22 protein-coding genes and 1 tRNA gene are annotated in these 23,273 nt (G+C 63.3%); 12 read left to right on the top strand and 11 right to left on the bottom strand.

What is annotated here, in order from left to right; genetic code table 11:
• Positions 1 to 135: 135 nt before the first annotated feature.
• The 6 genes from C8C96_RS14600 to C8C96_RS14575 form a co-directional block, all read right to left on the bottom strand.
• Positions 136 to 831: an ABC transporter ATP-binding protein gene (locus tag C8C96_RS14600; protein WP_056063513.1), complete on the bottom strand. Its 696-nt coding sequence runs from the start codon at positions 829 to 831 to the stop codon at positions 136 to 138.
• A 1-nt stretch (position 832) separates the two neighbouring features.
• On the bottom strand, positions 833 to 1,618 hold the full coding sequence (locus C8C96_RS14595) for an ABC transporter ATP-binding protein (protein WP_015014388.1): 786 nt from the start codon (positions 1,616 to 1,618) through the stop codon (positions 833 to 835).
• Positions 1,619 to 1,620: 2 nt separating this feature from the next.
• Positions 1,621 to 2,943, bottom strand: a complete 1,323-nt coding sequence (locus tag C8C96_RS14590; RefSeq protein ID WP_056746259.1) for a branched-chain amino acid ABC transporter permease — start codon at positions 2,941 to 2,943, stop codon at positions 1,621 to 1,623.
• A 4-nt stretch (positions 2,944 to 2,947) separates the two neighbouring features.
• Positions 2,948 to 3,901 (bottom strand): branched-chain amino acid ABC transporter permease, encoded by a 954-nt coding sequence (locus C8C96_RS14585; protein ID WP_056063520.1) that lies wholly within the window; start codon positions 3,899 to 3,901, stop codon positions 2,948 to 2,950.
• Positions 3,902 to 3,984: 83 nt separating this feature from the next.
• Positions 3,985 to 5,217 (bottom strand): branched-chain amino acid ABC transporter substrate-binding protein, encoded by a 1,233-nt coding sequence (locus C8C96_RS14580; protein ID WP_056063523.1) that lies wholly within the window; start codon positions 5,215 to 5,217, stop codon positions 3,985 to 3,987.
• Between the two features lie 187 nt (positions 5,218 to 5,404).
• A complete protein-coding gene (locus C8C96_RS14575; protein WP_121942753.1) occupies positions 5,405 to 7,048 on the bottom strand; it encodes a 3-(methylthio)propionyl-CoA ligase in 1,644 nt (547 codons plus the stop codon).
• 288 nt (positions 7,049 to 7,336) lie between these two features.
• On the opposite strand from C8C96_RS14575, the gene C8C96_RS14570 reads away from it, so the two are divergent.
• Positions 7,337 to 8,023, top strand: a complete 687-nt coding sequence (locus C8C96_RS14570; protein WP_056063530.1) for a Crp/Fnr family transcriptional regulator — start codon at positions 7,337 to 7,339, stop codon at positions 8,021 to 8,023.
• A gap of 46 nt (positions 8,024 to 8,069) precedes the next feature.
• Here C8C96_RS14570 and C8C96_RS14565 read toward each other — a convergent pair whose 3' ends face one another.
• Positions 8,070 to 9,803, bottom strand: a complete 1,734-nt coding sequence (locus tag C8C96_RS14565) for a carboxylesterase/lipase family protein (RefSeq protein WP_121942752.1) — start codon at positions 9,801 to 9,803, stop codon at positions 8,070 to 8,072.
• 185 nt (positions 9,804 to 9,988) lie between these two features.
• On the opposite strand from C8C96_RS14565, the gene C8C96_RS14560 reads away from it, so the two are divergent.
• The 6 genes from C8C96_RS14560 (at position 9,989) to C8C96_RS14535 (ending at position 14,719) form a co-directional block, all read left to right on the top strand.
• On the top strand, positions 9,989 to 11,056 hold the full coding sequence (locus C8C96_RS14560; protein WP_121942751.1) for an AraC family transcriptional regulator: 1,068 nt from the start codon (positions 9,989 to 9,991) through the stop codon (positions 11,054 to 11,056).
• A 79-nt stretch (positions 11,057 to 11,135) separates the two neighbouring features.
• Positions 11,136 to 12,617 carry a YdiU family protein gene (locus C8C96_RS14555; protein ID WP_121942750.1) on the top strand — a complete coding sequence of 494 codons (1,482 nt, stop codon included), beginning with the start codon at positions 11,136 to 11,138 and terminating at the stop codon, positions 12,615 to 12,617.
• The gene (gene msrB, locus C8C96_RS14550) at positions 12,614 to 13,027 is read left to right on the top strand and encodes a peptide-methionine (R)-S-oxide reductase MsrB (protein ID WP_056063540.1); all 414 of its coding nucleotides are present in this window, start codon (positions 12,614 to 12,616) and stop codon (positions 13,025 to 13,027) included. The genes C8C96_RS14555 and msrB overlap by 4 nt, the downstream gene beginning before the upstream one ends.
• Positions 13,028 to 13,051: 24 nt before the next feature.
• Complete coding sequence (locus C8C96_RS14545; protein ID WP_056063543.1) at positions 13,052 to 13,591, top strand: septation protein A; 540 nt, start codon at positions 13,052 to 13,054, stop codon at positions 13,589 to 13,591.
• A 15-nt stretch (positions 13,592 to 13,606) separates the two neighbouring features.
• A complete protein-coding gene (locus C8C96_RS14540; protein WP_056746271.1) occupies positions 13,607 to 13,867 on the top strand; it encodes a BolA family transcriptional regulator in 261 nt (86 codons plus the stop codon).
• A gap of 66 nt (positions 13,868 to 13,933) precedes the next feature.
• Positions 13,934 to 14,719: a peptidylprolyl isomerase gene (locus tag C8C96_RS14535; RefSeq protein WP_056063551.1), complete on the top strand. Its 786-nt coding sequence runs from the start codon at positions 13,934 to 13,936 to the stop codon at positions 14,717 to 14,719.
• A gap of 100 nt (positions 14,720 to 14,819) precedes the next feature.
• Here C8C96_RS14535 and C8C96_RS14530 read toward each other — a convergent pair whose 3' ends face one another.
• From C8C96_RS14530 to C8C96_RS14515, 4 genes are all read right to left on the bottom strand, one after another.
• Positions 14,820 to 15,635, bottom strand: a complete 816-nt coding sequence (locus C8C96_RS14530; RefSeq protein WP_255424903.1) for a heparan-alpha-glucosaminide N-acetyltransferase — start codon at positions 15,633 to 15,635, stop codon at positions 14,820 to 14,822.
• A gap of 227 nt (positions 15,636 to 15,862) precedes the next feature.
• Positions 15,863 to 15,939 (bottom strand) — tRNA-Pro (locus tag C8C96_RS14525).
• 188 nt (positions 15,940 to 16,127) lie between these two features.
• Positions 16,128 to 16,379, bottom strand: a complete 252-nt coding sequence (gene infA, locus C8C96_RS14520; protein ID WP_015014402.1) for a translation initiation factor IF-1 — start codon at positions 16,377 to 16,379, stop codon at positions 16,128 to 16,130.
• Between the two features lie 302 nt (positions 16,380 to 16,681).
• Positions 16,682 to 17,854 (bottom strand): HPP family protein, encoded by a 1,173-nt coding sequence (locus C8C96_RS14515; RefSeq protein ID WP_121942748.1) that lies wholly within the window; start codon positions 17,852 to 17,854, stop codon positions 16,682 to 16,684.
• Positions 17,855 to 18,396: 542 nt separating this feature from the next.
• On the opposite strand from C8C96_RS14515, the gene C8C96_RS14510 reads away from it, so the two are divergent.
• From C8C96_RS14510 to C8C96_RS14490, 5 genes are all read left to right on the top strand, one after another.
• Entirely contained in the window at positions 18,397 to 19,584 is a 1,188-nt protein-coding gene (locus C8C96_RS14510; protein WP_121942747.1) for an ABC transporter substrate-binding protein, read from the top strand.
• A gap of 208 nt (positions 19,585 to 19,792) precedes the next feature.
• Positions 19,793 to 20,656, top strand: a complete 864-nt coding sequence (locus C8C96_RS14505) for a branched-chain amino acid ABC transporter permease (RefSeq protein ID WP_056063561.1) — start codon at positions 19,793 to 19,795, stop codon at positions 20,654 to 20,656.
• A gap of 82 nt (positions 20,657 to 20,738) precedes the next feature.
• On the top strand, positions 20,739 to 21,737 hold the full coding sequence (locus tag C8C96_RS14500) for a branched-chain amino acid ABC transporter permease (RefSeq protein WP_121942746.1): 999 nt from the start codon (positions 20,739 to 20,741) through the stop codon (positions 21,735 to 21,737).
• Complete coding sequence (locus C8C96_RS14495; RefSeq protein ID WP_056063566.1) at positions 21,730 to 22,503, top strand: ABC transporter ATP-binding protein; 774 nt, start codon at positions 21,730 to 21,732, stop codon at positions 22,501 to 22,503. Before C8C96_RS14500 ends, C8C96_RS14495 begins: the two co-directional genes overlap by 8 nt.
• Before the next feature lies 1 nt (position 22,504).
• Positions 22,505 to 23,218, top strand: a complete 714-nt coding sequence (locus C8C96_RS14490; protein WP_121942745.1) for an ABC transporter ATP-binding protein — start codon at positions 22,505 to 22,507, stop codon at positions 23,216 to 23,218.
• Positions 23,219 to 23,273 lie beyond the last annotated feature (55 nt).

Raw genomic sequence — 23,273 nt, 5'->3', positions numbered from 1 at the left:
CTCAGGCTTCACCATGACCTCAGTCGGTGAAGCTGGCGCGCCGCAGGCCAGCGCCCCCGCGCAAGGGCCGCCCCGCCGCGCTGGGGGCGTCCCCCCAATGGGGGGAAGGCGCCGCCAGGCGACTCAGGGGGGGCTTCACACCTCAAGCCATTCCTTGCGGATGTAGTTGTCTGCCCGCAGGCTGTCCGGTGTGCCCTGGAACACGATGGAGCCGTGGCCCATCACCAGTGCGCGGTCCGAGATCTTCATCGCGATGGTCAGCTTCTGCTCGATCAGCAACACCGAGATGCCGCGCGACTTGATGGTCTGCAGGTACTGCCCCACCAGCTCGACGATCTTGGGTGCCAGACCCTCGGTGGGCTCGTCGATGATGATGAGGTCCGGGTCACCCATGAGCGTGCGGCACAGGGTCAACATCTGCTGCTCGCCGCCCGACATCACGCCCGCCTCGGTGTGCTGGCGCTCCTTGAGTCGGGGGAACATCTCGTACATATCGTCAAACGACCAGCGGCTGTTCTTGCCACTGCCCTTTTGGCCGAGCATCAGGTTCTGGTGCACGGTGAGGTTGGGGAACACATCGCGGCTTTCGGGCACATAACCCACCCCCAGGTGGGCGATCTCGTAGGCCTTCCTGCCATTGAGGTCCTGCCCCTTCCAGTTGAGTGTGCCCTCCCAGTCCACCAGACCCATGATGGCCTTCGCGGTGGTGGAGCGGCCCGAACCGTTGCGCCCCAGCAGGGCCACGATTTCACCGGGTTGTACATCAAAGGTCACGCCATGCAGCACATGGCTCTTGCCGTAATAGGCGTGGAGATTTTCGATTTTCAGCATGTCAGTGTCCCGCCCCTTGCTCGTCCGCAACGACCGAGCCCAGATAGGCCTCTTGCACGCGCTGGTTGGCGCGCACCTTGTCGGGCGTGTCAAAGGCAATCACCTCGCCGTACACCACCACAGCGATCTTGTCGGCCAGGCCGAACACCACGCCCATGTCGTGCTCCACCGTCAGCAGCGTGCGGCCTTCGGTCACTTCCTTGATGAGGTGGATGAAGCGTGAGGTCTCGGTCTTGCTCATGCCGGCCGTCGGTTCGTCCAGCAGGATCACATTGGCACCGCCCGCGATGGTGATGCCAATCTCCAGCGCGCGCTGCTCAGCGTAGGTCAGGTTCATCGCCAGCGTGTCGCGCTTCTTGTCGAGCTTGATCATCTCCATGAGCTGCTTGGCGCGCTCGTTGGCATCGTGCAGGTTCGACAGGAAGCGCAGGAACGTGTACTTGTAGCCCATGCTCCACAGCACGCCGCACCGCAGGTTTTCGAACACCGACAGCTTGGGAAAGATGTTGGTGATCTGGAAGCTGCGCGAGAGCCCGCGCCGGTTGATCTCGTACGGTGCCATGCCGTTGATGCGCTGGCCATTCAGGATCACATCGCCGCTGGTGGGCGCAAAGCGCCCGCTGATCAGATTGAACAGCGTGGACTTGCCCGCGCCGTTGGGGCCGATGATGGCCACGCGCTCACCGGGCGCGACGGCCAGGTTGGCGCCACGGATGATCTCGGTCTTGCCAAAGCTCTTGCGCAAGTCGCGCAGTTCGAGCGCATAGGTTGCGTTGTCAGCCGCCATGGTTACAAAGCCTCCCCGCGCTTGATTTCATGTTCTATTTCTTCCTGGATCCTGCTCCACTGGCGCACAAATTGGCGGCGGCAGAGTTCGAACAGGGCAAAGCCCGTCACCATCACAAACACCGCGCCAAACCAGCTGGTAAAGCCCTTGGCGTTGAGGGTGGCGCCCAGGAAGGTCAACTCTGGCCCCAGCGCGGCATTGAGCTGCAGGTGGTAGGTCATCTCGATCATGCAGGCCGCGCCCATCACACCCACCAGAGCAGTACCGCCCAGCGCGAGGTAAGAGGTCCACAGCTGGCGCAGCTTGCCAAACTTGGCCAGGCGCAGGTTCATCATGATCAGGCTGGCCACGCCACCGGGCGCATACATCACCATGAACAGGAACACCAGGCCCAGATACAGCAGCCAGGCCTTGGACAGCTCGGACAGCAGCACAGAAGCCAGCACCAGCAACACCGCACCAATGATGGGGCCGAAGAAGAAGGTGGCACCGCCCAGGAAGGTGAACAGCAGGTAGCCACCCGAACGCACCACGTTCAGGCTGTCGGCGCCCGTCACGATCTCGAAGTTGATGGTGGCCAGACCACCACCAATGCCGGCAAAGAAGCCCGCGATGATGAAGGCGAAGTAGCGCACCCGCTGCGTGTTGTAGCCAATGAACTCCACACGCTCGGGGTTGTCGCGCACTGCGTTCAGGATGCGGCCCAGCGGTGTGCCGGTGAAGGCAAACATCGCCGCAGTGCACACGAAGCAGTACACGGCGATCAGGTAGTACACCTGAATGGCAGGACCGAAGGTGATGCCGAAGAACGACTGGCCATACACGCGGTCGGTGGTGATGCCGCCTTCGCCCCCGAAGAACTCGGGGAACATCAGCGCCATCGAAGCCACCAGCTCGCCAATGCCCAGCGTGATCATGGCGAATGTGGTGCCCGACTTCTTGGTCGTGACGAAGCCCAGCAAGATGGCAAAGAAGGCCCCCGCCAGCCCGCCCACGATGGGGATCAGCACCAGCGGAATGCTGAAGCTGCCTTTGCTTGCCATGTTCATGGCGTGGATGGCTATGAACGAACCCAGACCGGTGTACACGGCATGGCCGAAGCTCAGCATGCCGCCCTGCCCCAACAACATGTTGTAGGACAGGCAGATGATGATGAGGTAGCCGATCTGCGAGAGCATGGTCAGCGCCAGGCTGCTGCGAAACAGCATGGGCGCCACGATCAGTGCTGCGGCAAACAGCGTCCAGATCACGAAGCGCCCGACGTTCCAGGGCTTGAACCGGTAGTGCGACGTGGCACTGGAGACAGGATGAGTGGTTGAATTCATGGCATCAGTCCTCCCGCGTGCCCAAAAGGCCCTTGGGGCGGAAGATCAGGATCAGCACAAGGAACAGGTACGGCAGGATGGGCGCCACCTGGGAAATCGTGAGCTTGAGCAAGGGATAGCCAAAGGTCTGGTCGGTCACCGCCACACCCACGGCCTTGAAGACGTGGATCAGCGAGTAGTCCAGCGCCACGGCAAAGGTCTGCACCACGCCGATCAGCAGCGAGGCAATGAAGGCCCCTGCCAGCGAACCCATGCCGCCCACCACCACCACCACGAAGATGATGGAGCCCACGGACGCCGCCATCGCAGGCTCGGTCACATAGGTGTTGCCACCGATCACGCCCGCCAGGCCCGCCAGCGCGGCACCGCCACCAAACACCAGCATGAAGACACGCGGCACGTTGTGGCCCAGCGCTTCCACCATTTCGGGGTACTTCAGAGCCGCCTGGATCACCAGCCCGATGCGGGTGCGTGTGAGCAGCAGCCACACCGACAGCAGCATCAGCAGCGCCACCAGCATCACAAACGAACGCGACTTGGGAAACTGCGTGCCGTACAGCGAGAACAGCGGGCCCTGCAATTGCTCTGGCAGGCCGTAAGGCACCGTGGAGCGACCCCAGACCAGCTGCACGACTTCCAAAATCAGGTACGACAGCCCGAACGTGACCAGCAGCTCGGGCACATGGCCAAACTTGTGCACCCGGCGCAGGGCGTAGCGCTCGAACGCAGCCCCCAGCACAAACACCACAAGCGGTGCCAGCACCAGCGCAGGCCAGAAGCCCACCACCCCGGAGATGGTGAACGCGAAATAGGCACCCAGCATGTAGAAGCTGGTGTGTGCGAAGTTGAGCACGCCCATCATGCTGAAGATCAGCGTGAGGCCGGAACTCAGCATGAACAGCAGGAGCCCGTAGCTCACGCCGTTCAGCAAAGAGATCACGAAAAACTCAGGATTCATTGGAATTTTTCATCACGGAGGGAAAAAAAAGGCCCGAGTACGTCGGGCCTCGAAGTTCTGGCGCCGAAACGCCAGCGCCGGATTTAGGGGCGCTTCATCTGGCACGACGTGGGCGTGCTGGCCACGTAGGGCTCGTAGTACTTCAGCGGCACGAAGGTGTAGCCGGTGTTTTCCGAGTCGATGGGGTACTTGCCGCCGGCCTTTTCCCACTTGGAAATGAACAGACCCTGCTGCAACTGGTGGTCGGTCTTGCGCATCTCGACTTCCCCGTTGAAGCTCTTGAACTTCATGCCTTCAAACGCTGCGGCCACCTTGACGGGGTCGGTGGACTTGGCTTTCACGAAACCTTCGGACAGCATGGTGAAGGCGTGGTACACGGCGCCGGTGTACATGTCGTCGTTGAACTTCTTCTTGTAGTCCACCACGATTTTGTTGAGCTCGCCCGGCAGGTTCATGTGGGCGTAAGCCACCATGTAAACGCGGCCTGCAGCGGCAGAGCCCATGGCAGTGGGGCTGCCGGTGACGGAGCCGTAGTAGGTGTAGAAGTTGACGTTGTTCAGGCCCGCGTCGTTGGCGGCCTTGATCAGCAGTGCCAGGTCAGAACCCCAGTTGCCGGTGATCACGCTGTCAGCGCCCGACGCCTTGATCTTGGCGATGTAGGGCGAGAAGTCGCGCACCTGGGCCAGGGGGTGCAGATCGTCACCCACAAACTGCACGTCGGGGCGCTTGCGCTGCATCATCTCCTTGGCGAACTTGGAGACCTGGTGGCCGTGCGAGTAGTTCTGGTTGATCAGGTAGACCTTCTTGACCTCTGGCAGGTCCTTCATGTAGGTCGTCAGCGCTTCCATCTTCATGGAGGTGTCTGCATCCAGACGGAAGTGCCAGTAGCTGCATTTGCTGTTGGTGAGGTCTGGGTCCACGGCAGCGTAGTTCAGGAACAGGACTTCCTTACCGGGATTGCGTGCGTTGTGCTTTTCGAGCGCGTCCATGATGGCCAGTGCGGGACCAGAGCCGTTGCCCTGCACCACGTAGCGCGCCCCCTGGTCCATGGCCGAGCGCAGGGCGCTGGTGGTTTCCTGCGGGCTGAGTTTGTTGTCGATGCCGATGATTTCAAATTTGACGCCGGCAGGGTTCTTCTTGTTGAACTCTTCAGCGATGAACTGGAAGCTCTTGAGCTGGTTCGTTCCCACGGCTGCCATCAGGCCAGACAGGGGGTCGAGCCAGGCGATTTTGACCGTCTCGCCCTTTTGAGCGAAGGCCCCGCCAGCGCTTGCCAAGATTACCGAGGCTGCTACAGCCTTAATAGCGAACTTCATGCTTTTGTCTCCTTGTAAATCGACACAACGCAGCGTACCGCGTTGCAACAAAGCGATGCTCAGGGATTGCCCCTACCAGCGTCGCACACGTGACTGGCGCTGCGCTCCCCCGAGCGCGCACCAGCCTGGGGCAGTGCAAAAAAAGGCGCTCGCAAGCGATGCGCGCACATGCATTGCCCCACCCTGATCACAGGCCGGGAAGCTTGTAATCCTTGAGCTGCTCACGCAGCTTGGTCTTGAGCATCTTGCCGGTGGCACCGAGCGGAATGGCATCGACAAACACCACGTCGTCAGGGATCTGCCACTTGGCCGTCTTGCCTTCGTAGAAGGCCAGCAGCGCTTCGCGCGTCACCTCTGCGCCAGGCCGCTTGACCACGGCCACGATGGGGCGTTCGTCCCACTTGGGGTGTGGCATACCCACACACGCTGCCATGGCAATGGCGGGATGGGCCATTGCAATGTTCTCGATGTCGATGGAGCTGATCCATTCGCCACCGGACTTGATCACGTCCTTGCTGCGGTCGGTGATCTGCATGAAGCCGTCGGCGTCGATGGTGGCCACGTCACCCGTGGGGAACCAGCCCCTGCCCTGCGCGTCGCGCACCAGCGGGTCACCGCCCTCGCCCTTGAAGTAGCTGCCCACGATCCAGGGGCCCTTGACCAGCAGATCGCCATAGGTCTTGCCGTCCCAGGGCAGCTCGTTGCCGTCGCCACCCACGATCTTCATGTCCACACCATAGATCGCACGGCCCTGCTTTTGCAGGATCTTCATCTGCTCGTCCTTGGACATGACGAGGTGTTTGTTCTTCAGCGTGCACAGCGTACCCAGCGGGCTCATCTCGGTCATGCCCCAGGCGTGCAGCACCTCCACACCGTAGTCTTCCTTGAAGGCGTGGATCATGGCGGGCGGGCAAGCCGATCCGCCGATCACCGTGCGGCGCAGTGTGGAGAACTTGAGGCCCCCAGGCTTCATGTGGCCCAGCATCATCTGCCACACGGTAGGCACACCCGCCGCATAGCTGACCTTCTCCGCTTCGATCAATTCGTAAATCGACTTGCCATCCATCGCCGGGCCGGGGAACACCAGCTTGCAGCCAGTGAGCGCGGCCGAGTACGGAATGCCCCAGGCATTGACGTGGAACATGGGCACCACGGGCAGCACCGAGTCGCGGGCCGAGAGGCACATGACATCAGGCAGCGCCGCAGCGTAGGCGTGCAGCGTGGTGGAGCGGTGGCTGTACAGCGCGGCCTTGGGGTTGCCTGTGGTGCCGCTGGTGTAGCACATGCTCGATGCTGAGTTCTCATCGAACTCAGGCCATGCGTAGTCCGAAGACTGCGCACCAATCCAGGCTTCGTAGCTGGTCAGGCCGGGGATGCCGGTGTCGGCCGGCAGCTTGTCGGCATCGCACAGGGCGACCCATTTCTTGACGGTGGGACATTTGGCGTGCACCGCCTGCACCAGGGGCAGGAAGGTGGTGTCAAAGCACATCACCTGGTCTTCTGCGTGGTTGATGATCCAGGCGATCTGGTCGGGGTGCAGGCGTGGATTGACGGTGTGCAGCACGCGGCCCGATCCGCTCACGCCGAAATACATCTCCATGTGGCGATAGCCGTTCCAGGCCAGCGTGGCCACCCGGTCGCTGAACTGGAGCTTCAGGTCATCCAGCGCGTTGGCCAGGCGGCGGGCACGTGCGGCGAGGTCGCGGTACGTGTAGCGATGGATGTCCCCCTCCACCCGTCGGGACACGATTTCGGCGTCGCCGTGGTGGCGCTCTGCGAATTCGATCAGCGACGAAATCAGCAATGGTTGACTCTGCATCAAGCCCAGCATGAATACTCCTTGGATGTTGTAGTGAATGGAACGGTCATCGTAGCGCGCGTACCGGCGTCCGGGTGTCGCCCGCGTCGTGCCCCCGCACGCCGCTGGGATGAACCCACACGCGCCGCACCACCACACTGGCATGGCATCGGCGGCGGGATGGTTGCGCTGTCGCTGGCCTCCGTGAACCGCAGCGGAGTGTGCGCCCGGCGGGCATGGCTGCCAACACTTGTCGTCCCACTGACAAAGGGCAAGGGAATACCCTGAACCGCTGGCACCGCTGCAGCGACAATCGGGCCCATGCTTTGCGCTGCCCCTTCTGCCCAACGATTCATTGCCGCCCAGCCCTGGTTCGCGGGCCTGCCTGCTGCCATGCAGGAGCGGCTGCGCGAAGAGGTGTTTGCCGAGCAGGCCGACAAGGGCGCGGTGATGATGCCCGCCGGCAGCGCCGTGCGGGGCTGGCATGCCGTGCTGTCGGGTCTGGTGATGCTGCAGAGCCCCACCAGCAAGGGCCGGTCGTCCGCCTTCATCGGCGTGCCTGACGGTGAATGGTTTGGCGAGGGCTCGGCCATGAAGCCCGAGCCCCGCCGGTACCACGTGGTGGCACTGCGCCCCACCACCCTGCTGTGCCTGCCCCTGCCGCTGTTTGCCACGCTGCGCGAGACCAGCCTGGCGTTCAACCAGTTCCTGGTGCTGCATCTGAACATGCGGCTGGGCCAGGCCATGACCATCATCGAAGCCGGGCGCACCCAGTCCACCGAGCACCGCGTGGCGCTGTACCTCAGCCGCCTGTTCTGGCGCAGCACCCGGCGGCTCAACCTCACGCAGGAAGAGCTGGGCCAGCTGGTGGGCCTGTCGCGGCAGACCGTGAACAAGGTGCTGCAGTCGCTGGAGGGCATGGGCATTGTGTCGCTGGACTTCGGGCGCGTGGCCATCGTGGACGACGAGGCGCTGAACGCATACCTCGCCGCCACGGCCGCGCACTGACCACCCGCATTCGGCCGAGGTCTGTTCGACATCTGCAGCGTGAGAGTCATTGCACGCTCAGGCGCACCGCCTTCTGGTCTGCATCAAAGATGAACTTGCGGGGCCACGGCTGCCAGGTCTGGCCCAGCGTGGCGTTGTTGGGATCGCCGGTGTGCACAAAGGCGCGCAGGCTGTCCATCATGGCCCGCGACAGGGCCAGGCGCCCCGGCTGGTTGGCGGTGCTGTTGGTCGCCTTCGCAAACACCGAGGGACCGAAGTTGCCAAACACAAAGGGGAGGTCGAACGCATGGGCCACGCCGTACACATCGTTCCACGGTGCGGGCTGCTGGGCCCAGTTGAACTGGTAGTTCCACACATTGCTCTGCTGGCTGCGCAGGGCGTTCAGCAGGTTGTCGCGGCTGGCGCCAATGAACACATTGCCCAGCATCTGGGTGCGTGCGTTATAGCCCGTGCCCGGGGCTGTCACCGGCAGGTAGGACGCATCCAGAATGTCCGCCGCAGTGAGGGTGGTGGGGGCATCGGGGTCGAAGCGCTGCATCATCGCAAAGCGCTCGGCATCGCCGATCTTCATGCCGGGCTTGCCGCCCAGCAGCACCAGGAACGGGGCAAACAGCTTGCCCTCCTCGGCCGTGTAGCCGGACAAAACAGGCACTTTCTGATAGCGGCCCGCAGAAATCTCCGTGATCGGATCGGCCGGAAGCACCACACCGTCCGGGATCGGGCCAGAACCAGTCAGCCCCTTTGCCAGCACCGTCTGCAAAACGACCCGCGCATCCTTGCCACGCAGGTAACTGGCCACCTGCGTGGGGGGCCAGCTGGCCACCAGGGCCTGGGCTTCGGGCAGGCCAGGTGCCAGGCCATCGGCCACGGCCAGATGCGCCAGCAACTGGCTGGCCTGTGTGGCGTAGCGGGAGACCGGGTTGAGTGTCGGAATGGACCCGGCGGGCAGGTTCGACGCCAAGGAGATCCCGCCACTGATCGGTACCAATTTGTGGAACAGCCCGGTGGCCTGCGGAGCGGTCAGCAGCGCCAAGGCATTGATGGCCCCCGCCGACTGCCCCATCAACGTGACGTTGCCCGCATTGCCGCCAAACCGGGCGATGTTGCCCTGGACGAACCGCAGCGCCTGCACGACGTCCAGCAGCGCGTAGTTGCCGGTATAGGTGCTGCCGCCTCCGCTGTTTCCATTGCCGTTGTTGCCGGCATGCAGGGCGGGCAACTGCAGATACCCCAGCACATCCAGCCGGTAGTTGGCTGTAACCACGATGGCATTGGCCGACTTGGCCAGCGCGGCGCCGTCGTACACCGGGTCGGCGGTGTAGCCCGAGATGGCACTGCCCCCGTGGATAAAGACCAGCACTGGCAGGTTGTCCTGCGCGGTGGCCGGACGCCAGATGTTGAGGGTCAGGCAGTCTTCGCTGCCCAGCGGGGTGTTCAGCGTCTGGCCAATCGTGTCGTCAAAGCGGTTGTTGGCGCCCGGGCCGTAAATGCGGCCCATCTGCAGGCACGCACTGCCAAACCGGGTGGCGCTGCGCTCGCCCGTCCAGGCGGCGGGCTCCGCGGGCGGCTGCCAGCGCAGGGCACCCACGGGGGGTTGGGCGTAGGGAACACCCTTCCAGGCATAAGTGCCGCTGGTGGCGCTGTCATCCGTGCCGCGCACCATGCCATAGCGGGTTTCGCGCAGTTCGGGCGGCGTACCGCCAGAACCACCACACGCCGTGGTCATCACAGCGGCGAGGCATGCTGCGCCCCAGCGCAGGCTCTTTGCAAAATAGGCCATGTTGTTTGTCTCCTTCGGGGTTTTCAGGAATGGGGCGGGCCTGCAGAACGCATCACACTCGCGCCTGGAACCGACCTCGGCGCCCATTGTGGAAACGCCCGGCCCACAACCCACTATCGCAACCACACCAAAACAGTGACTTCAGAACACCACCCGCGCGTAAACCCTGAGACAGGGGCCTGCCCATGAACCCACTGCCGCAGCGCACAAGCTCTGCCGCCTGGGTGCGCGGCATTGCGGAGTTGTTTGCAGCCGAAGGACTGCCGGTGCAAGCCCTGTGCGCGCAGGCCGACATCGACCTGGAGAGCCTGCAGCACACCCACACCCGCGTGGACGTGGACCGCGTCAGCCGCTTGTGGGAGGCCGCAGCCCAGCACTACGATCGCCCGGGGCTGGGCCTGGACCGCCAGCTGGCCGCGCGCTACGGCAAGCTGGACCTGGTCGGCCACGCACTGGCCTCGGGGCCCAACCCTCTCGAAGGCTTCAGGCACCTGGACCGGCACATGGCGCTGATCTCGGACGCCACCACGTTCTCGATGGAGCGAGACCCACGCGGTTACTGGATGGTGCTCAACCACATCGGCGCCTCGCGCCCCATACCGCGACAGCGGGTGGAGTTTGCGGTGCTGACCCTGCTGACGCTGTGCGATTGGCTCACCCGGCGCGACCTCACGCCCCTGGCTGTGGAGCTGGTCACCCCAGCGCCAGCCGACGACACGCGACACCGCGCGGCATTTGGCGTGCCCCCCCGCTTTGGCCAGCCGGTGAACCGCTTTCTGATGGCCGAAGCTGACCTGCTGCAACCCATTCCCACCCACAACCCGAGCCTGTGGGCGCTGCACGAACAACTGGTGGAGGCCGAGCTGGGACAACTGGGCCCGTTGGGCCAGTCGCTGGTCAGCGCCAAGGTGCGCACCGAGATATCGCGCGTGCTGCACCTCGGTGAACCCCGGCGCGAGGACGTGGCTGCGCGCCTGCACCTCACCGATCGCACCTTGCAGCGCCGGCTGCAGGCAGAGTCGGTGAGTTTTCAGCAACTGCTGGACGACACCCGCAGCGAGCTGGCCCGCCAATACCTGGCCGACCCGCGCCGCAGCCTGGCCGAGGTGGCGGACCAGCTGGGTTTCAGCGACCAGAGCAACCTGTTTCGGGCCTGCAAGCGCTGGTTTGGCATGCCCCCAGGCCAATACCGCCAGCAGCTGCTGCAGCCTGCGTCAGGCCCGGCCTGCCTGACGGCGGCTGCGTTGTTGTAGCGGTCGCGATGCAGGCCCTCCCCGCCCTGCCATGGCCCTGTGGGCGCCGGGGCATCCGGCCTGCGAGACAATCCAGCCCATGACCCTGACTGCCGACAGCGACGCCCACACCGACCTCGGCCTCGCCTGGGACCACCGCTTTGCCGCGCTGGGCACCGACTTTTTCACCGAACTGCGCCCCACCCCTCTGCCCACGCCCCATTGGGTAGGCACCAGCCCCGCCGTGGCGCAACTGCTCGGGCTGGATGAAGCCGCCGTGCGCAGCGATGAGGCCCTGCAGGCCTTCACTGGCAACCGCCTGCTGGCAGGCTCGCGCCCCCTGGCCAGCGTGTACAGCGGACACCAGTTTGGCGTCTGGGCCGGTCAGCTGGGCGATGGGCGCGCCATCATGCTCGGGGAGACGGCTACGGGGTGGGAAGTCCAGCTCAAGGGTGCAGGCCGCACGCCCTACTCTCGCATGGGCGATGGACGTGCGGTGTTGCGCTCCAGCATCCGGGAGTTTTTGTGCAGCGAAGCCATGCACGGACTGGGTGTGCCAACATCGCGCGCGCTGTGCATCACCGGCTCGCCCGCGTACGTCCGCCGCGAAGAAATCGAGACCGCTGCCGTCGTCACCCGCGTGGCACGCAGCTTTGTGCGTTTTGGTCATTTCGAGCACTTTGCTGCCAACGGCCAGGAGGCCGCGCTGCAAACGCTGGCCGACTACGTCATTGACCGCTACTACCCCGAATGCCGGGACAGCACCGACCTGGCAGGCAACCCGTACGCCGCCCTGCTGCAGGCCGTGAGCGAGCGCACCGCGCGCCTCATGGCGCAGTGGCAGGCCGTGGGTTTTTGCCATGGGGTGATGAACACTGACAACATGAGCATCCTGGGCCTGACGATTGACTACGGGCCCTTCCAGTTTCTGGACGCTTTTGTGCCCGGCCACGTGTGCAACCACAGCGACTCGCAAGGCCGCTACGCCTACAACCGCCAGCCCAATGTGGCGTACTGGAACCTGTTTTGCCTTGCACAGGCGCTGCTACCCCTGATCGGCGACCAGGATCTGGCCAAGCAGGCCTTGGAGTCGTACAAGACGGTTTTCCCAGAAGCCTTCATGGCCCAAATGCGCGCCAAGCTCGGGTTGGTGGAGTCCAGCGATGGCGATGGCGCACTCATCGACGGCATCTTGCTGCTGCTGGCCCAGAACGGGGTGGACTACCCCATCTTCTGGCGTCGCCTGTCGCACGCGGTGGGCACCCAAGGCATGGAGCCCGTGCGCGACCTGTTTGCGGACCGCGCAGGCCTTGACCAATGGCTGCTACTATATTCAGAGCATTCGAGGCATATGGATGTAGCGCATCAAGCCGATTTGATGCTCAAAACCAATCCCAAGTTCGTGCTGCGCAACCACCTGGGAGAACAGGCCATCCGTGCGGCGAAACTTGGCGACTTTGGCGAACTCCAAACCCTGCAGCGGCTGCTGGAGCGCCCGTTTGACGAGCACCCCGGGCACGACGCCTACGCCGCCTTCCCGCCCGACTGGGCGTCTTCCATCGAGATCAGCTGTTCATCATGACCCACCCTATCCAGAAGACAGATGCCGAATGGCAAGCCGTACTGCGCGAAAAAGGCGCCGAACCCGTGGCCTTCCAGGTCACGCGCCATGCCGCCACCGAGCGCCCCTTCACCGGAAAGTACGAAGCCCACTGGGCCGACGGCAGCTACCACTGCGTCTGCTGCGGCGCCAAGCTGTTTGACTCGGTCACCAAATTTGACGCGGGCTGCGGCTGGCCCAGCTTTTCCGAAGCCATCCCCGGCGCCATCACCGAAATCGTGGACCGCAGCCATGGCATGGTCCGCACCGAAACGGTGTGTGCACAATGCGGGGCGCACCTGGGCCATGTGTTTGAAGATGGCCCAGCGCCCACCGGGCTGCGGTATTGCATGAACTCGGCCTCGCTGGACTTCGAGTCCGGCGACCGCTGAAGCCCGGGACTCCTTGCTGACTCCATGAAAATTCTGATCGACTTTTTCCCCATCCTGCTGTTCTTCGGGGCCTACAAGTTCTACGGCATCTATGTGGGCACCGCCGTGCTCATGGCGGCCACGGCCTTGCAGATGGCCATCATCTACGCCATCGACCGGCGCCTGCAGACCATGCACAAGGTCACCCTGGTGCTGATCCTGCTGTTTGGCACGCTCACGCTGGTGCTGCAGGACGACCGGTTCATCAAATGGAAACCCACAGTGCTCTATGGCGCTATGTCGGTGGCCCTGGCGGTGGCGCTCTGGGCGCTCAAAAAGAATTTCCTCAAGATGCTGCTGGGTAGCCAGCTGGACTTGCCCGACGCCGTCTGGCAGCGGCTGAACGTGGCCTGGATCATCTACTGCGCCTTCATGTCCGCCATCAACGCGTACGTGGTGATGAACTTCAGCACCGAAGCCTGGGTGGACTTCAAGCTGTGGGGCTATGCGTTTCCGCTGGTCTTCCTGGTGGCCCAGGGCATCTACATTGCGCCCCACCTCAAGGGCGACGAGCCCACCACCTGAACGAGTGTGAAGCCCATGAACTCCATCGCAGACCAGATGCACCAGACACTGGCCGACCGCCTCACCCCCAGCCACTTGGAGGTGCTGGACGAAAGTGCCGCCCACGCAGGCCATGCGGGTGCCAACGGCACGGGATTCGGCACCCATTTTCGGGTGCGAATTTCGTCACCTTTCTTTACAGGACGCTCCCGCGTGGCCCAACACCGCCTTGTGTATGATGCGCTGCAAGAATTTATTGACCAAGGCGTTCACGCCCTCGCCATTGAAGTTCTCTGAGCCGGCCCCAAGTCAACATCTGCCGGATTTCAGTCGGCAAACAACCCCTCATTTTTTGGATTCCGCATGAAGAAACAGCTCCTGTCCGGCCTCGTCGCCGCTGCCGTGCTGGGCACGTTGGCCCTGCCCGTTTCCGCCCAGAATGTCGCCATTGTTAACGGCAAGGCAGTTCCCAAGGAGCGCGTCGAAGCGCTCAAGCAGCAGGTCGAACGCTCGGGCCGCCCCGTGACGCCCGACATCGAAGGCCAGATCAAGGAAGAAGTCATTGCCCGTGAAATCTTCATGCAGGAAGCTCAAAAGCGCGGCCTGGAAACCTCGGCAGACTACAAGGCCCAGCTGGACCTGGCACGCCAGGCCATCCTGATCCGCGAACTGTTCGCCGACTTCCAAAAGACGAACCCCGTCACCGACGCTGAAATCCAGGCCGAATACGACAAGTTCGTGGCAGCCAACAGCGGCAAGGAATACAAGGCCCGCCACATCCTGGTGGAAAAGGAAGCCGACGCCAAAGCCATCATCGCGTCCATCAAGAAGGGCGCCAAGTTTGAAGACATCGCCAAGAAGCAATCCAAGGACCCAGGCTCCGGCGCCAAGGGCGGCGACCTCGACTGGGCCAACCCATCGAGCTACGTGAGCGAGTTCACCGAAGCGCTGGTCAAGCTCGAAAAGGGCAAGATGACCGAAACGCCCGTGAAGAGCCAGTTTGGCTGGCACATCATCCGCCTGGACGATGTGCGCCAGGCCGAGCTGCCCAAGCTCGAAGAAGTCAAGCCCCAAGTGGCGCAGCAACTGCAGCAGCAAAAGCTGGCCAAGTTCCAGGAAGACCTGCGCGCCAAGGCCAAGGTGGAATAAGCCACCCGCCTCCCAGCCGTCATGGCCACAAAAAAACGCGACCTCGGTCGCGTTTTTTATGGCTCGGCCTGTTTAGCAAGGCCTGACAGATCGACGAGGCTCAGGTCCGCCCCATCAGCCACACCACAGCCATCAGCTGGCCGATCATCACCGGTTGGTGGAGCATGTAGTAGCTCAGGCTCCATCGCCCCAGTGTCGCCAGAGGCCGCACCACCACGGGTAGCTGCCATTGCAACCAGCCCCTGCGCGCGCGCATGGCCCATTGACCTGCAGCGAGCCCCCACCAGATCACACCCAACCACGGCAACACGGGCACATAGTCTTCCGTGAACGGCTTGCGGGACACCAACCCCAGCCAATTCAGGGCTCGCCCATTGAACCAGGGTGCGGCATCGGCCCATACCCCCGCCAGAAGCTGCTGCGCAGCCCACGGCAAGGCCACCGCCACCAGTCCGGCCAGCCACAGCCAGCGCCCCCACCCTGCCGTACAGCGCGCAATGAGCAACATCACCGCCATGCCATGCAGCACACCGAAATAGATGAAGCTGGCCGGAAACATCACAAACGACCCCGCGGACACCAGCAGCGCACACCCGGCGATCTGCACCCAGCGGCGCCCAAACCGGTGCCAGCCCTGCCCCTGATGCAACGCAATGGCCTGGCCCAGTCCCGCGCAAAACAGGAAAAGACTCACGATGAAGGTGCGCTGCGTGGTCCAGAACGGATCCACACGAAAGTTCTGTGACCACAAGCCGAAGTGGCTCAGATCAAAACAGAAGTGGAACACCGTCATCCACACCATGGCTACGCCCCTCAGAGCATCGACCGCGTCGTATCTCTGCACTGCAGGCAGGGCAAGCGCTTCGGACTGGGGCAACGGTGCGGCAGCGGCTTTAGGGAGCACAGAGAAGGTCATGGAGATACCAGCAAGCACCGTGCGCGGTAAACGGCAGGGGCGGTGCGAATGGGAGCCAACCGGCGATGGCCACAATGGTACGTAGATTCCGCGAGCCTGCTGGAAACGAAGGCGGTGAATAGCCCATTTCCGCTCGCCCCCGAGACCCCGATCGCCTCTGCGTTGAAAGGCACCAGGCGGGGCAAGAAAAAAGGCCTTGCAGCATTTGCTGCAAGGCCTTCAAACATTGGTCGGAGCGGCGGGATTCGAACTCGCGACCCTCTGCTCCCAAAGCAGATGCGCTACCAGGCTGCGCTACGCTCCGACAGCTCGAATTCTAACCCGCCAATTCCCCTGTTTTTGGCTCATCGCCTGCTTTTTTGACTTTTTTTAGAAAGTAGCAGGGCGAAGAGATCGCAGGAGGGAGCGGTCGCGCGAACGCGACGTGGCAAGAGACGAACCAGAAAAAACTATAAAACCGCCTCGGTCTGCCACGGACCGAAAACGGAAAGATCAGCGGCTGGAGGAAGGGCCAGGACCGCGACCGGCGAGGTGGCGGAACGTGATGCGGCCCTTGGTCAGGTCGTAAGGCGACATCTCCAGGGACACTTTGTCACCCGCCAGGATACGGATGTGGTGCTTGCGCATCTTGCCGCCGGTGTAGGCAATCAGTTGGTGGCCGTTGTCCAGCGTGACGCGAAATCGCGAGTCGGGCAAGACTTCCGTGACGGAGCCCTGCATTTCAATGAGTTCTTCTTTGGCCATGTGTTTCTCTATCTCTTCAAAGCAAATGTTCTGTGGTCGGCGCCTGAGCGGTTTTATTGCATTCACCACGGCAGCTGCAGCGTTGTCGAAACTCGACACACGGTGCATGGCGGGCGGTGGGAGTCGCTGCACCCAGGGCGCAGATCAGGCAGAGGGCCGGGAGACGGCTTCAATGAACAGGCGTCAGCGCTGTGCAAAGCCTGTCAATTGTACCGCGACAAGCTGTGTTTTGCCTATGGGACACCCGGTCTGCCCTGTGGTGCGGGCGCAGCGCTCCCAGCCAGAACCTCGAAAACCATCCGCTATCGGCCTTGCACCGCCGAGGCCAGGGTGCGCACGAGGTCGGTCTGGGTGATGATGCCAACGAGGTGATCTACATCATCCACGATGGGAATGTGATGGTGTCCGCCCTGCGAAAAGAGCGGCACGAGGTCCATCGCATGCTGGGCCGAGCGCGCCACCTGGACAGGGTGGGACATGATCTCGCCCACTGCCTGGGGTTGCCCACCACGCCCCATGACCAGTGTGCGCAACCGCTGCCCAAGCCCTTCATGGGTGTCCAGGTTGGCCAGCCGCATGAAGTCGGCCACCGTCACGATACCAATCACCTGGCGCTGCGCATCCACCACCGGCAGCGCCTTGATTTGCTGCAAACGCATCAGGGCCCACGCCTCCTTTAGCGACACGCCGGCCTCCACAGCGTGAGGCGGACTGGACATGATGTCCGCGCAGCGCAACTCTCCCAGGGTTCTCTGGAAAGCTGCACGGCCCGCCAGGTGCAACAACCCCTCTAAATCTGCCCGGCTCACGTCGAGCACCTGGTTGTAATGGGCCAGCGCCGCATCGACATCCGACGCAGTGAAAGCGCCCTGACTCGTTGCCACCCGCGGCGTGACACGCTGAGGATGTGGGTAGCGACGGCCTGTCAAACCGTTGTAGACCACGGCGGCGATCAACAGGAGTACGACGTTGAACAACACCGGGAATGCCGCAAGGTGCCACCCATCGCCAGAGGTCAACACCACGTACAACGCCATGGCCCCACCCGGAGGATGCAGACAACGCAATGGCACCATGAGCGCGATGGCCAGCCCCACTGCCACCGCCCCCGCCAGAGCCTTGTCCGGAATCAACGCACAGCAGACCGCCCCCACCAGCGCCGACAAGGTGCTGCCACCCAACACAGGCCAGGGCTGCGCCAGCGGGCTGGAGGGCATGCCAAACACCAGCACGGCACTGGCGCCCAGAGAAGCCACCATCCACGGCCCGGTGCCATTCCCCTGGGCCCACCAGCGGCTGAGCCATGCCGTGAGCAGCACCCCGATCACCGCGCCCACCACAAAGCGAAGGCGTTCTTTGCCATCAATACCCAGCGGGGCGGGCCAGAAATGCCGCAGCCATTCGGCCAGGCGCGCCACCAATGGCGGCCGGGACGGTACAGAAGGAGAAAGGTCGGAGGGGGAAGAAGGAGGCATACAGAATAAAAATGCGGATACAACCGCAAGCTGCATCAACTCGGCGCAGACTGGATGGTGGCGGGCGCCGTGCAGTCAACACGCTATCACCCCGGCAAGACGTCCTTCCATATGCGACGGGCCGATGATCAGCCCGCGATTGTGCAGGCAGAGCCATGCTGCAGGAGCGCGGGAGGTCATTGGTTCGATGGAACACCTGGCACCGGTCGGTGCCGCTGCCGACTCCCTGCTGGAAACTACCTACAACGCAGGCTCAAATCGGCCACCCGAATCCAAAAAACACGATCTATACTGCACAAAAATTCAATACATGCATTTTAATTCATGTTTCAAAGTTACCCTCTGGCTGCGGCAGCCATCAACGTTCGCAGCCACGTCACGCGGATTCGTCAGGCCTCTAGCAGCGAAGACAGAGAACCCACGGAAGCCACGCCCCATGCACGCGGAACCCCACGCCAGCACCGGTACGGGTAACCCATAGGTATTCACCACCGAACGCTTGCAGTAAATTACTTTAAGCCTAAACAAAGGAGACAAGCCCCATGACCACCCGCCGCCTCGTCATCAGCCGCAGTGCCGCCCTCGTTGGCGCAGCATCCACGGGCCTGCTGCTGCCCTCCATCGTGCGTGCTCAAAGCGGCAAGGTGCGCGTGGGGTTCATGTTGCCCTACACCGGCACCTTTGCCCAGCTGGGCGTGGCCATCGAAAACGGCGTGCGCCTGGCCATCGACCAGCAAGGCGGCAAGCTCGGCGGCCGCGAGATCGAATGGTTCAAGGTCGATGACGAGTCCGAGCCCAGCAAGGGCGTGGAAAACGCCAGCAAGCTGGTCCAGCGCGACAAGGTGGATGTGCTGATTGGCACTGTGCACTCGGGCGTGCAGATGGGCATCCAGAAGGTGGCGCGCGACACCGGTGTGCTCAACCTCATCCCCAACGCGGGCGTGCACGCCGCCACCCGCGCGCTGTGCGCGCCCAATGTATTCCGCACTTCGTTTAGCAACTCCCAACCCACCCTGGCGCTGGGCAAGGCCATGGTCGAAAAGGGCCACAAGAAGGCCGTATGGATCACCTGGAAGTACGCTGCTGGTGACGAGGCGTTTGAGGGCTTCAAGGAAAGCTACACCAAGGCCGGCGGCACCATCGTCAAGGAGCTGGGCCTGCCCTTCCCCAACGTCGAATTCCAGGCGCTTCTGACCGAGATCGCTGCCCTCAAGCCTGATGCCGTGGCCTGCTTCTTCGCCGGTGGCGGCGCGGCCAAGTTCATCAAGGACTATGCGGCGGCCGGCCTCAAGGACAAGATTCCGCTGTACGGCTCGGGCTTCCTCACCGAGGGCGTGCTGGACGCTGCCGGCCCCGCGGCCGACGGCATCATCACCACCATGCACTACAGCGATTCGCTGGACACGCCGCGCAATAAGCAGTTCCGCTTGGAATACGCCAAGGCCTTTCGCAGCCAGCCCGACGTGTATGCCGTGCAAGGCTACGACACCGGCCTGCTGCTGGTGCAGGGCGCCAACGCGGTCAAGGGCGACCTTTCTGCCAAACCGGCCGTCATCAAGGCGATGGAAAGCGCAGTCATCGACAGCCCACGCGGCAAGTGGACGATGAGCAAGTCGCACAACCCCGTGCAGGACATCTACCTGCGCCGCGTCGAGAACAAGGAAAACAAGGTGATCGGCGTAGCCGCCAAGGCGCTGGCCGACAGCGGCACCGGTTGCAGGATGGGATAACCCCCCTGAGCCGCGCGCCTTCCCCCCGCTCTCGCAGCGCTGCGCGCAGCGGGCGGGGGACGCAGCCCCCCGCTGCGGGGCGGCCCTTGCTCGGCTGCCCTCCATGGGGCCGCGCCAGTTACCAACTCCACGGGTACAACGCCCGCACAAAGCCCCTTTCACCAGTGGCTACCAGCCACATCGGCAGGCCGCCAACATCACCACAGTCATGGACTTCGCCACCTTTCTGATACAGCTGCTCAACAGCGTTCAATACGGCCTGCTGCTGTTCATGCTGGCGGCCGGGCTCACGCTGATCTTCGGGATCATGGGCGTGGTGAACCTGGCGCACGGCAGCTTTTACATGCTGGGTGCTTACCTCGCGTATTCGCTCTCAGGGCATTTCGGCAGCCTGGCGTTGGCCATCGTGGGTGGCGCGCTGCTGTCGGTGGTCTTTGGGCTTGCGCTTGAATGGCTGCTCTTTCGCCACTTCTACCACCGCGACCACCTGGACCAGGTATTGCTGACCTTCGGGCTGATCTACATCTTTGAAGAACTGCGCTCCATCCTGTGGGGCGACGATGTGCACGGCGTGCCCATCCCCCAAATGCTCGACTGGTCGATCCCGCTCACCGACACGCTCTCCTACCCGGTCTACCGGCTGTTCATATCGGGCGTGTGCATCGCACTGGCTGTGGCGCTGTACCTGCTGATCTCCAAGACGCGTTTGGGCATGAAGATCCGCGCGGGCGCCTTCAACCGCGACATGGCCGAGTCGCTGGGCGTGAACATCAAGCTCATCCATGCCATCGTCTTCGCGCTGGGTGTAGGCCTGGCGGCCGTCGCGGGCATGGTGGCTGCACCGGTGTCCAGCGTGTACCCGAACATGGGCTCGTCGGTCCTCATCATGTGTTTTGTGGTGGTGGTGATTGGTGGCATAGGCTCAGTACGAGGAGCACTGATTGCGGCGCTGCTGGTGGGCCTGGTCGATACGTTTGGCAAGGTGCTGCTGCCGCAGGCAGCGGGCATGCTGGTCTATATGCTGATGGCGGCCGTGCTGCTGTGGAAACCCGAAGGCCTGTTTAAACAATGACTACCCCCACGCTCGTCACTTGGTGTATCTCACTGCCCCCCAAGGGCGCCTTCGCTGCCTTGGGGCGGCCCGGCGGCCGCTCATGAGCACCCCGCGCGCCAATATCGAAGTGCTGCCGCGCAGCGTGCAGTTCGCCCTGGCATTGGGGCTGGCTGCGTTGCTGCTGTTCCCTGTGGTGGGCAGCGACTTTTACGTACAGATGGTCACCCGCATGATGATCATGGCCATCTTTGCCATGAGCCTGGATCTGCTACAGGGCGTGACCGGACTGGTATCACTGGGCCATGCTGCGTACTTTGGCGTGGCGGGCTACGCCCTGGCCTTTCTCACCCCTGCAGACATACCGGTCAGCCTGTGGTGGTCGCTACCGCTGGCCGTGGCTGTGTCCGGCCTGGTGGCACTGGTGATCGGGTTCTTTGTGGTGCGCACCCACGGCATCTACTTCATCATGGTCACCATGGCTTTTGCGCAGATGGTCTTCTACCTGTTCTTCGACAACAAGGTGCTGGGTGGCTCGGACGGGCTGTACATCAACTTCCGGCCCGATGCGTCGCTCTTCGGCTGGCTGCCGTTCGATCTGGAGGGACGCAAGACCTTCTACTACTTCACGCTGGCGCTGGTGGTGCTGGTGTACGTGCTGCTGCGCCGCCTGCTGTGGAGCCCGCTGGGCCGCGCGCTGGCGGGCATCCGCATCAACGAGCACCGCATGCGCGCCATGGGCTTCGGCACACGGGGCTACAAACTCAGCGCCTTCACCATCGCCGGGGCGCTGGCAGGCCTGGCGGGTTACCTGTGGGGCGCGCAGACCGGCTATGTGAATCCTGAGCTCATGGGATTTCACATGAGCGCGCACGCCATCATGATGGTCATTCTGGGCGGCATGGGTAACTTCGCAGGCGCCATCGTGGGTGCGTTTGCCTTCGAGTACCTGCTGCACGTGTTCAAGGACATCAGCAAACACTGGCAGCTTCTGATGGGAGGCTTCATCGTGCTGGTGGTGGTGGCCGCGCCGCGCGGGCTGCTGGGCATGTTTGCGCAGCGGAGCGCAGCCAAGGCTTCGGAGGGATCGCACCATGGCTGAAGTCCTGTTGTCTGCACAGAAGGTCACCAAACGCTTCGGCGGCCTGGCTGCCGTCAATGGTGTCTCGGTAGACCTTTGGCGGGGCAAGATCCATGCGGTGATCGGTCCCAATGGCGCTGGCAAGTCCACCCTGACCAACCTGCTCTCGGGCGACCTGCCTCCCACCTCGGGCCAGGTGCTGCTGGGCGGCACCAATGTGACCGGCTGGGCACCCGAACGCATCTCGCGCCAGGGCCTGGGCCGCAGCTACCAGAAGACCAACATCTTCCTGCCGCTCACCGTGCACGAAAACGTGCGCCTGGCGGCCCAGTCGCGCGATGCACAGCAGCCCTGGAACCCGTTGCGCTGGTGGCAGGACACCCGCTCGGACACTATCAAAAACAGAGCAACCAGCGCACGTCTTGAAAGCGCTATCGAGCTGTCCGGTCTCAAAGACCGGCGCATGGCCATTGCGGGTGCCATGAGCCACGGCGAGCAGCGCCAGCTGGAAATTGCCATGACCCTGGCCACCGAGCCGCAGGTGCTGCTGCTCGACGAGCCTCTGGCCGGCATGGGGGTGGCCGAGGCCGAACGCATGGTGGAGCTGCTGCAGCGACTCAAGCCTGCCCACGCCATGATGCTGGTCGAGCACGACATGGATGCCGTGTTTGCGCTGGCCGACCGCCTGACGGTGATGGTCAACGGCGAGGTGATTGCGCATGGCACACCGCCCGAGGTGCGCGCCGATGCCACCGTGCAGGCCGCCTACCTGGGGGAGGACCACTGAGATGACCACTCCATGGATCGATGCCAAGGGCATCCACACCTTCTACGGCAGCAGCCACATCCTGCACGGCATTGATTTCACCGTGGGCCGGGGCGAGACCATCGGCCTCATGGGCCGCAACGGCATGGGCAAGAGCACCCTGCTCAAGTCGCTGATGGGCCTGGTCAAGCCTCGCTCGGGCAGCGTGGCCGTGGCCGGCCGCGACATGACTGGCAAGCCGCCCTACGAAGTGGCCCGGCTGGGCATTGCCTACGTGCCCGAGGGCCGGGGCATCTTCGGCAACCTGAGCGTGGTCGAGAACCTGCAGATGGCCGCCCGCGCCGGCACGCGTGGGCAGCGCGACTGGACCTACGAGCGCGTGCTGGAGACCTTTCCGCGCCTGAAGGAGCGCCTGGGCCACGGCGGCCAGCAGCTCAGCGGTGGCGAACAGCAGATGCTCACCATCGGCCGCGCGCTGATGACCAACCCCGACGTGCTCATCCTCGACGAAGCCACCGAGGGCCTGGCGCCGCTGATCGCACGCGAGATCTGGCGCATCTGCAGCCTGATCAAGGACAGCGGCATCAGCAGCGTGATCGTGGACAAGAACTGGAGGCACGTCACGCAGATCACCGACCGCAACATCATCCTGGTCAAGGGCCAGGTGGTGTTTGACGGCAGCTCGGACGCACTGCATGCGCAGCCCCTCCTGCTGGAGCAGTACCTCGGGGTATGACCCTGCGCGGGCGATGGCGCACCGCCGATAGAATCGTCCGCTTTCGTCTTTGAGG

The organism is Acidovorax sp. 100 (assembly GCF_003688355.1).
Lineage (GTDB): Bacteria > Pseudomonadota > Gammaproteobacteria > Burkholderiales > Burkholderiaceae_C > Acidovorax > Acidovorax delafieldii.
The sequence above is the reverse complement of the archived record's forward strand: the minus strand, read 5'-3'. Positions and strand labels throughout refer to the sequence as shown.

Coding starts and splice junctions, on each gene's coding strand:
- msrB (WP_056063540.1), top strand. CDS start 12,614: ATGACCCACCCTATCCAGAAGACAGATGCCGAATGGCAAGCCGTACTG.
- C8C96_RS14585 (WP_056063520.1), bottom strand. CDS start 3,901: ATGAATCCTGAGTTTTTCGTGATCTCTTTGCTGAACGGCGTGAGCTAC.
- infA (WP_015014402.1), bottom strand. CDS start 16,379: ATGGCCAAAGAAGAACTCATTGAAATGCAGGGCTCCGTCACGGAAGTC.
- C8C96_RS14595 (WP_015014388.1), bottom strand. CDS start 1,618: ATGGCGGCTGACAACGCAACCTATGCGCTCGAACTGCGCGACTTGCGC.
- C8C96_RS14505 (WP_056063561.1), top strand. CDS start 19,793: ATGGACTTCGCCACCTTTCTGATACAGCTGCTCAACAGCGTTCAATAC.
- C8C96_RS14565 (WP_121942752.1), bottom strand. CDS start 9,803: ATGGCCTATTTTGCAAAGAGCCTGCGCTGGGGCGCAGCATGCCTCGCC.
- C8C96_RS14600 (WP_056063513.1), bottom strand. CDS start 831: ATGCTGAAAATCGAAAATCTCCACGCCTATTACGGCAAGAGCCATGTG.
- C8C96_RS14510 (WP_121942747.1), top strand. CDS start 18,397: ATGACCACCCGCCGCCTCGTCATCAGCCGCAGTGCCGCCCTCGTTGGC.
- C8C96_RS14530 (WP_255424903.1), bottom strand. CDS start 15,635: ATGACCTTCTCTGTGCTCCCTAAAGCCGCTGCCGCACCGTTGCCCCAG.
- C8C96_RS14575 (WP_121942753.1), bottom strand. CDS start 7,048: ATGCTGGGCTTGATGCAGAGTCAACCATTGCTGATTTCGTCGCTGATC.
- C8C96_RS14590 (WP_056746259.1), bottom strand. CDS start 2,943: ATGAATTCAACCACTCATCCTGTCTCCAGTGCCACGTCGCACTACCGG.
- C8C96_RS14535 (WP_056063551.1), top strand. CDS start 13,934: ATGAAGAAACAGCTCCTGTCCGGCCTCGTCGCCGCTGCCGTGCTGGGC.
- C8C96_RS14560 (WP_121942751.1), top strand. CDS start 9,989: ATGAACCCACTGCCGCAGCGCACAAGCTCTGCCGCCTGGGTGCGCGGC.
- C8C96_RS14545 (WP_056063543.1), top strand. CDS start 13,052: ATGAAAATTCTGATCGACTTTTTCCCCATCCTGCTGTTCTTCGGGGCC.
- C8C96_RS14570 (WP_056063530.1), top strand. CDS start 7,337: ATGCTTTGCGCTGCCCCTTCTGCCCAACGATTCATTGCCGCCCAGCCC.
- C8C96_RS14490 (WP_121942745.1), top strand. CDS start 22,505: ATGACCACTCCATGGATCGATGCCAAGGGCATCCACACCTTCTACGGC.
- C8C96_RS14540 (WP_056746271.1), top strand. CDS start 13,607: ATGAACTCCATCGCAGACCAGATGCACCAGACACTGGCCGACCGCCTC.
- C8C96_RS14495 (WP_056063566.1), top strand. CDS start 21,730: ATGGCTGAAGTCCTGTTGTCTGCACAGAAGGTCACCAAACGCTTCGGC.
- C8C96_RS14580 (WP_056063523.1), bottom strand. CDS start 5,217: ATGAAGTTCGCTATTAAGGCTGTAGCAGCCTCGGTAATCTTGGCAAGC.
- C8C96_RS14555 (WP_121942750.1), top strand. CDS start 11,136: ATGACCCTGACTGCCGACAGCGACGCCCACACCGACCTCGGCCTCGCC.
- C8C96_RS14515 (WP_121942748.1), bottom strand. CDS start 17,854: ATGCCTCCTTCTTCCCCCTCCGACCTTTCTCCTTCTGTACCGTCCCGG.
- C8C96_RS14500 (WP_121942746.1), top strand. CDS start 20,739: ATGAGCACCCCGCGCGCCAATATCGAAGTGCTGCCGCGCAGCGTGCAG.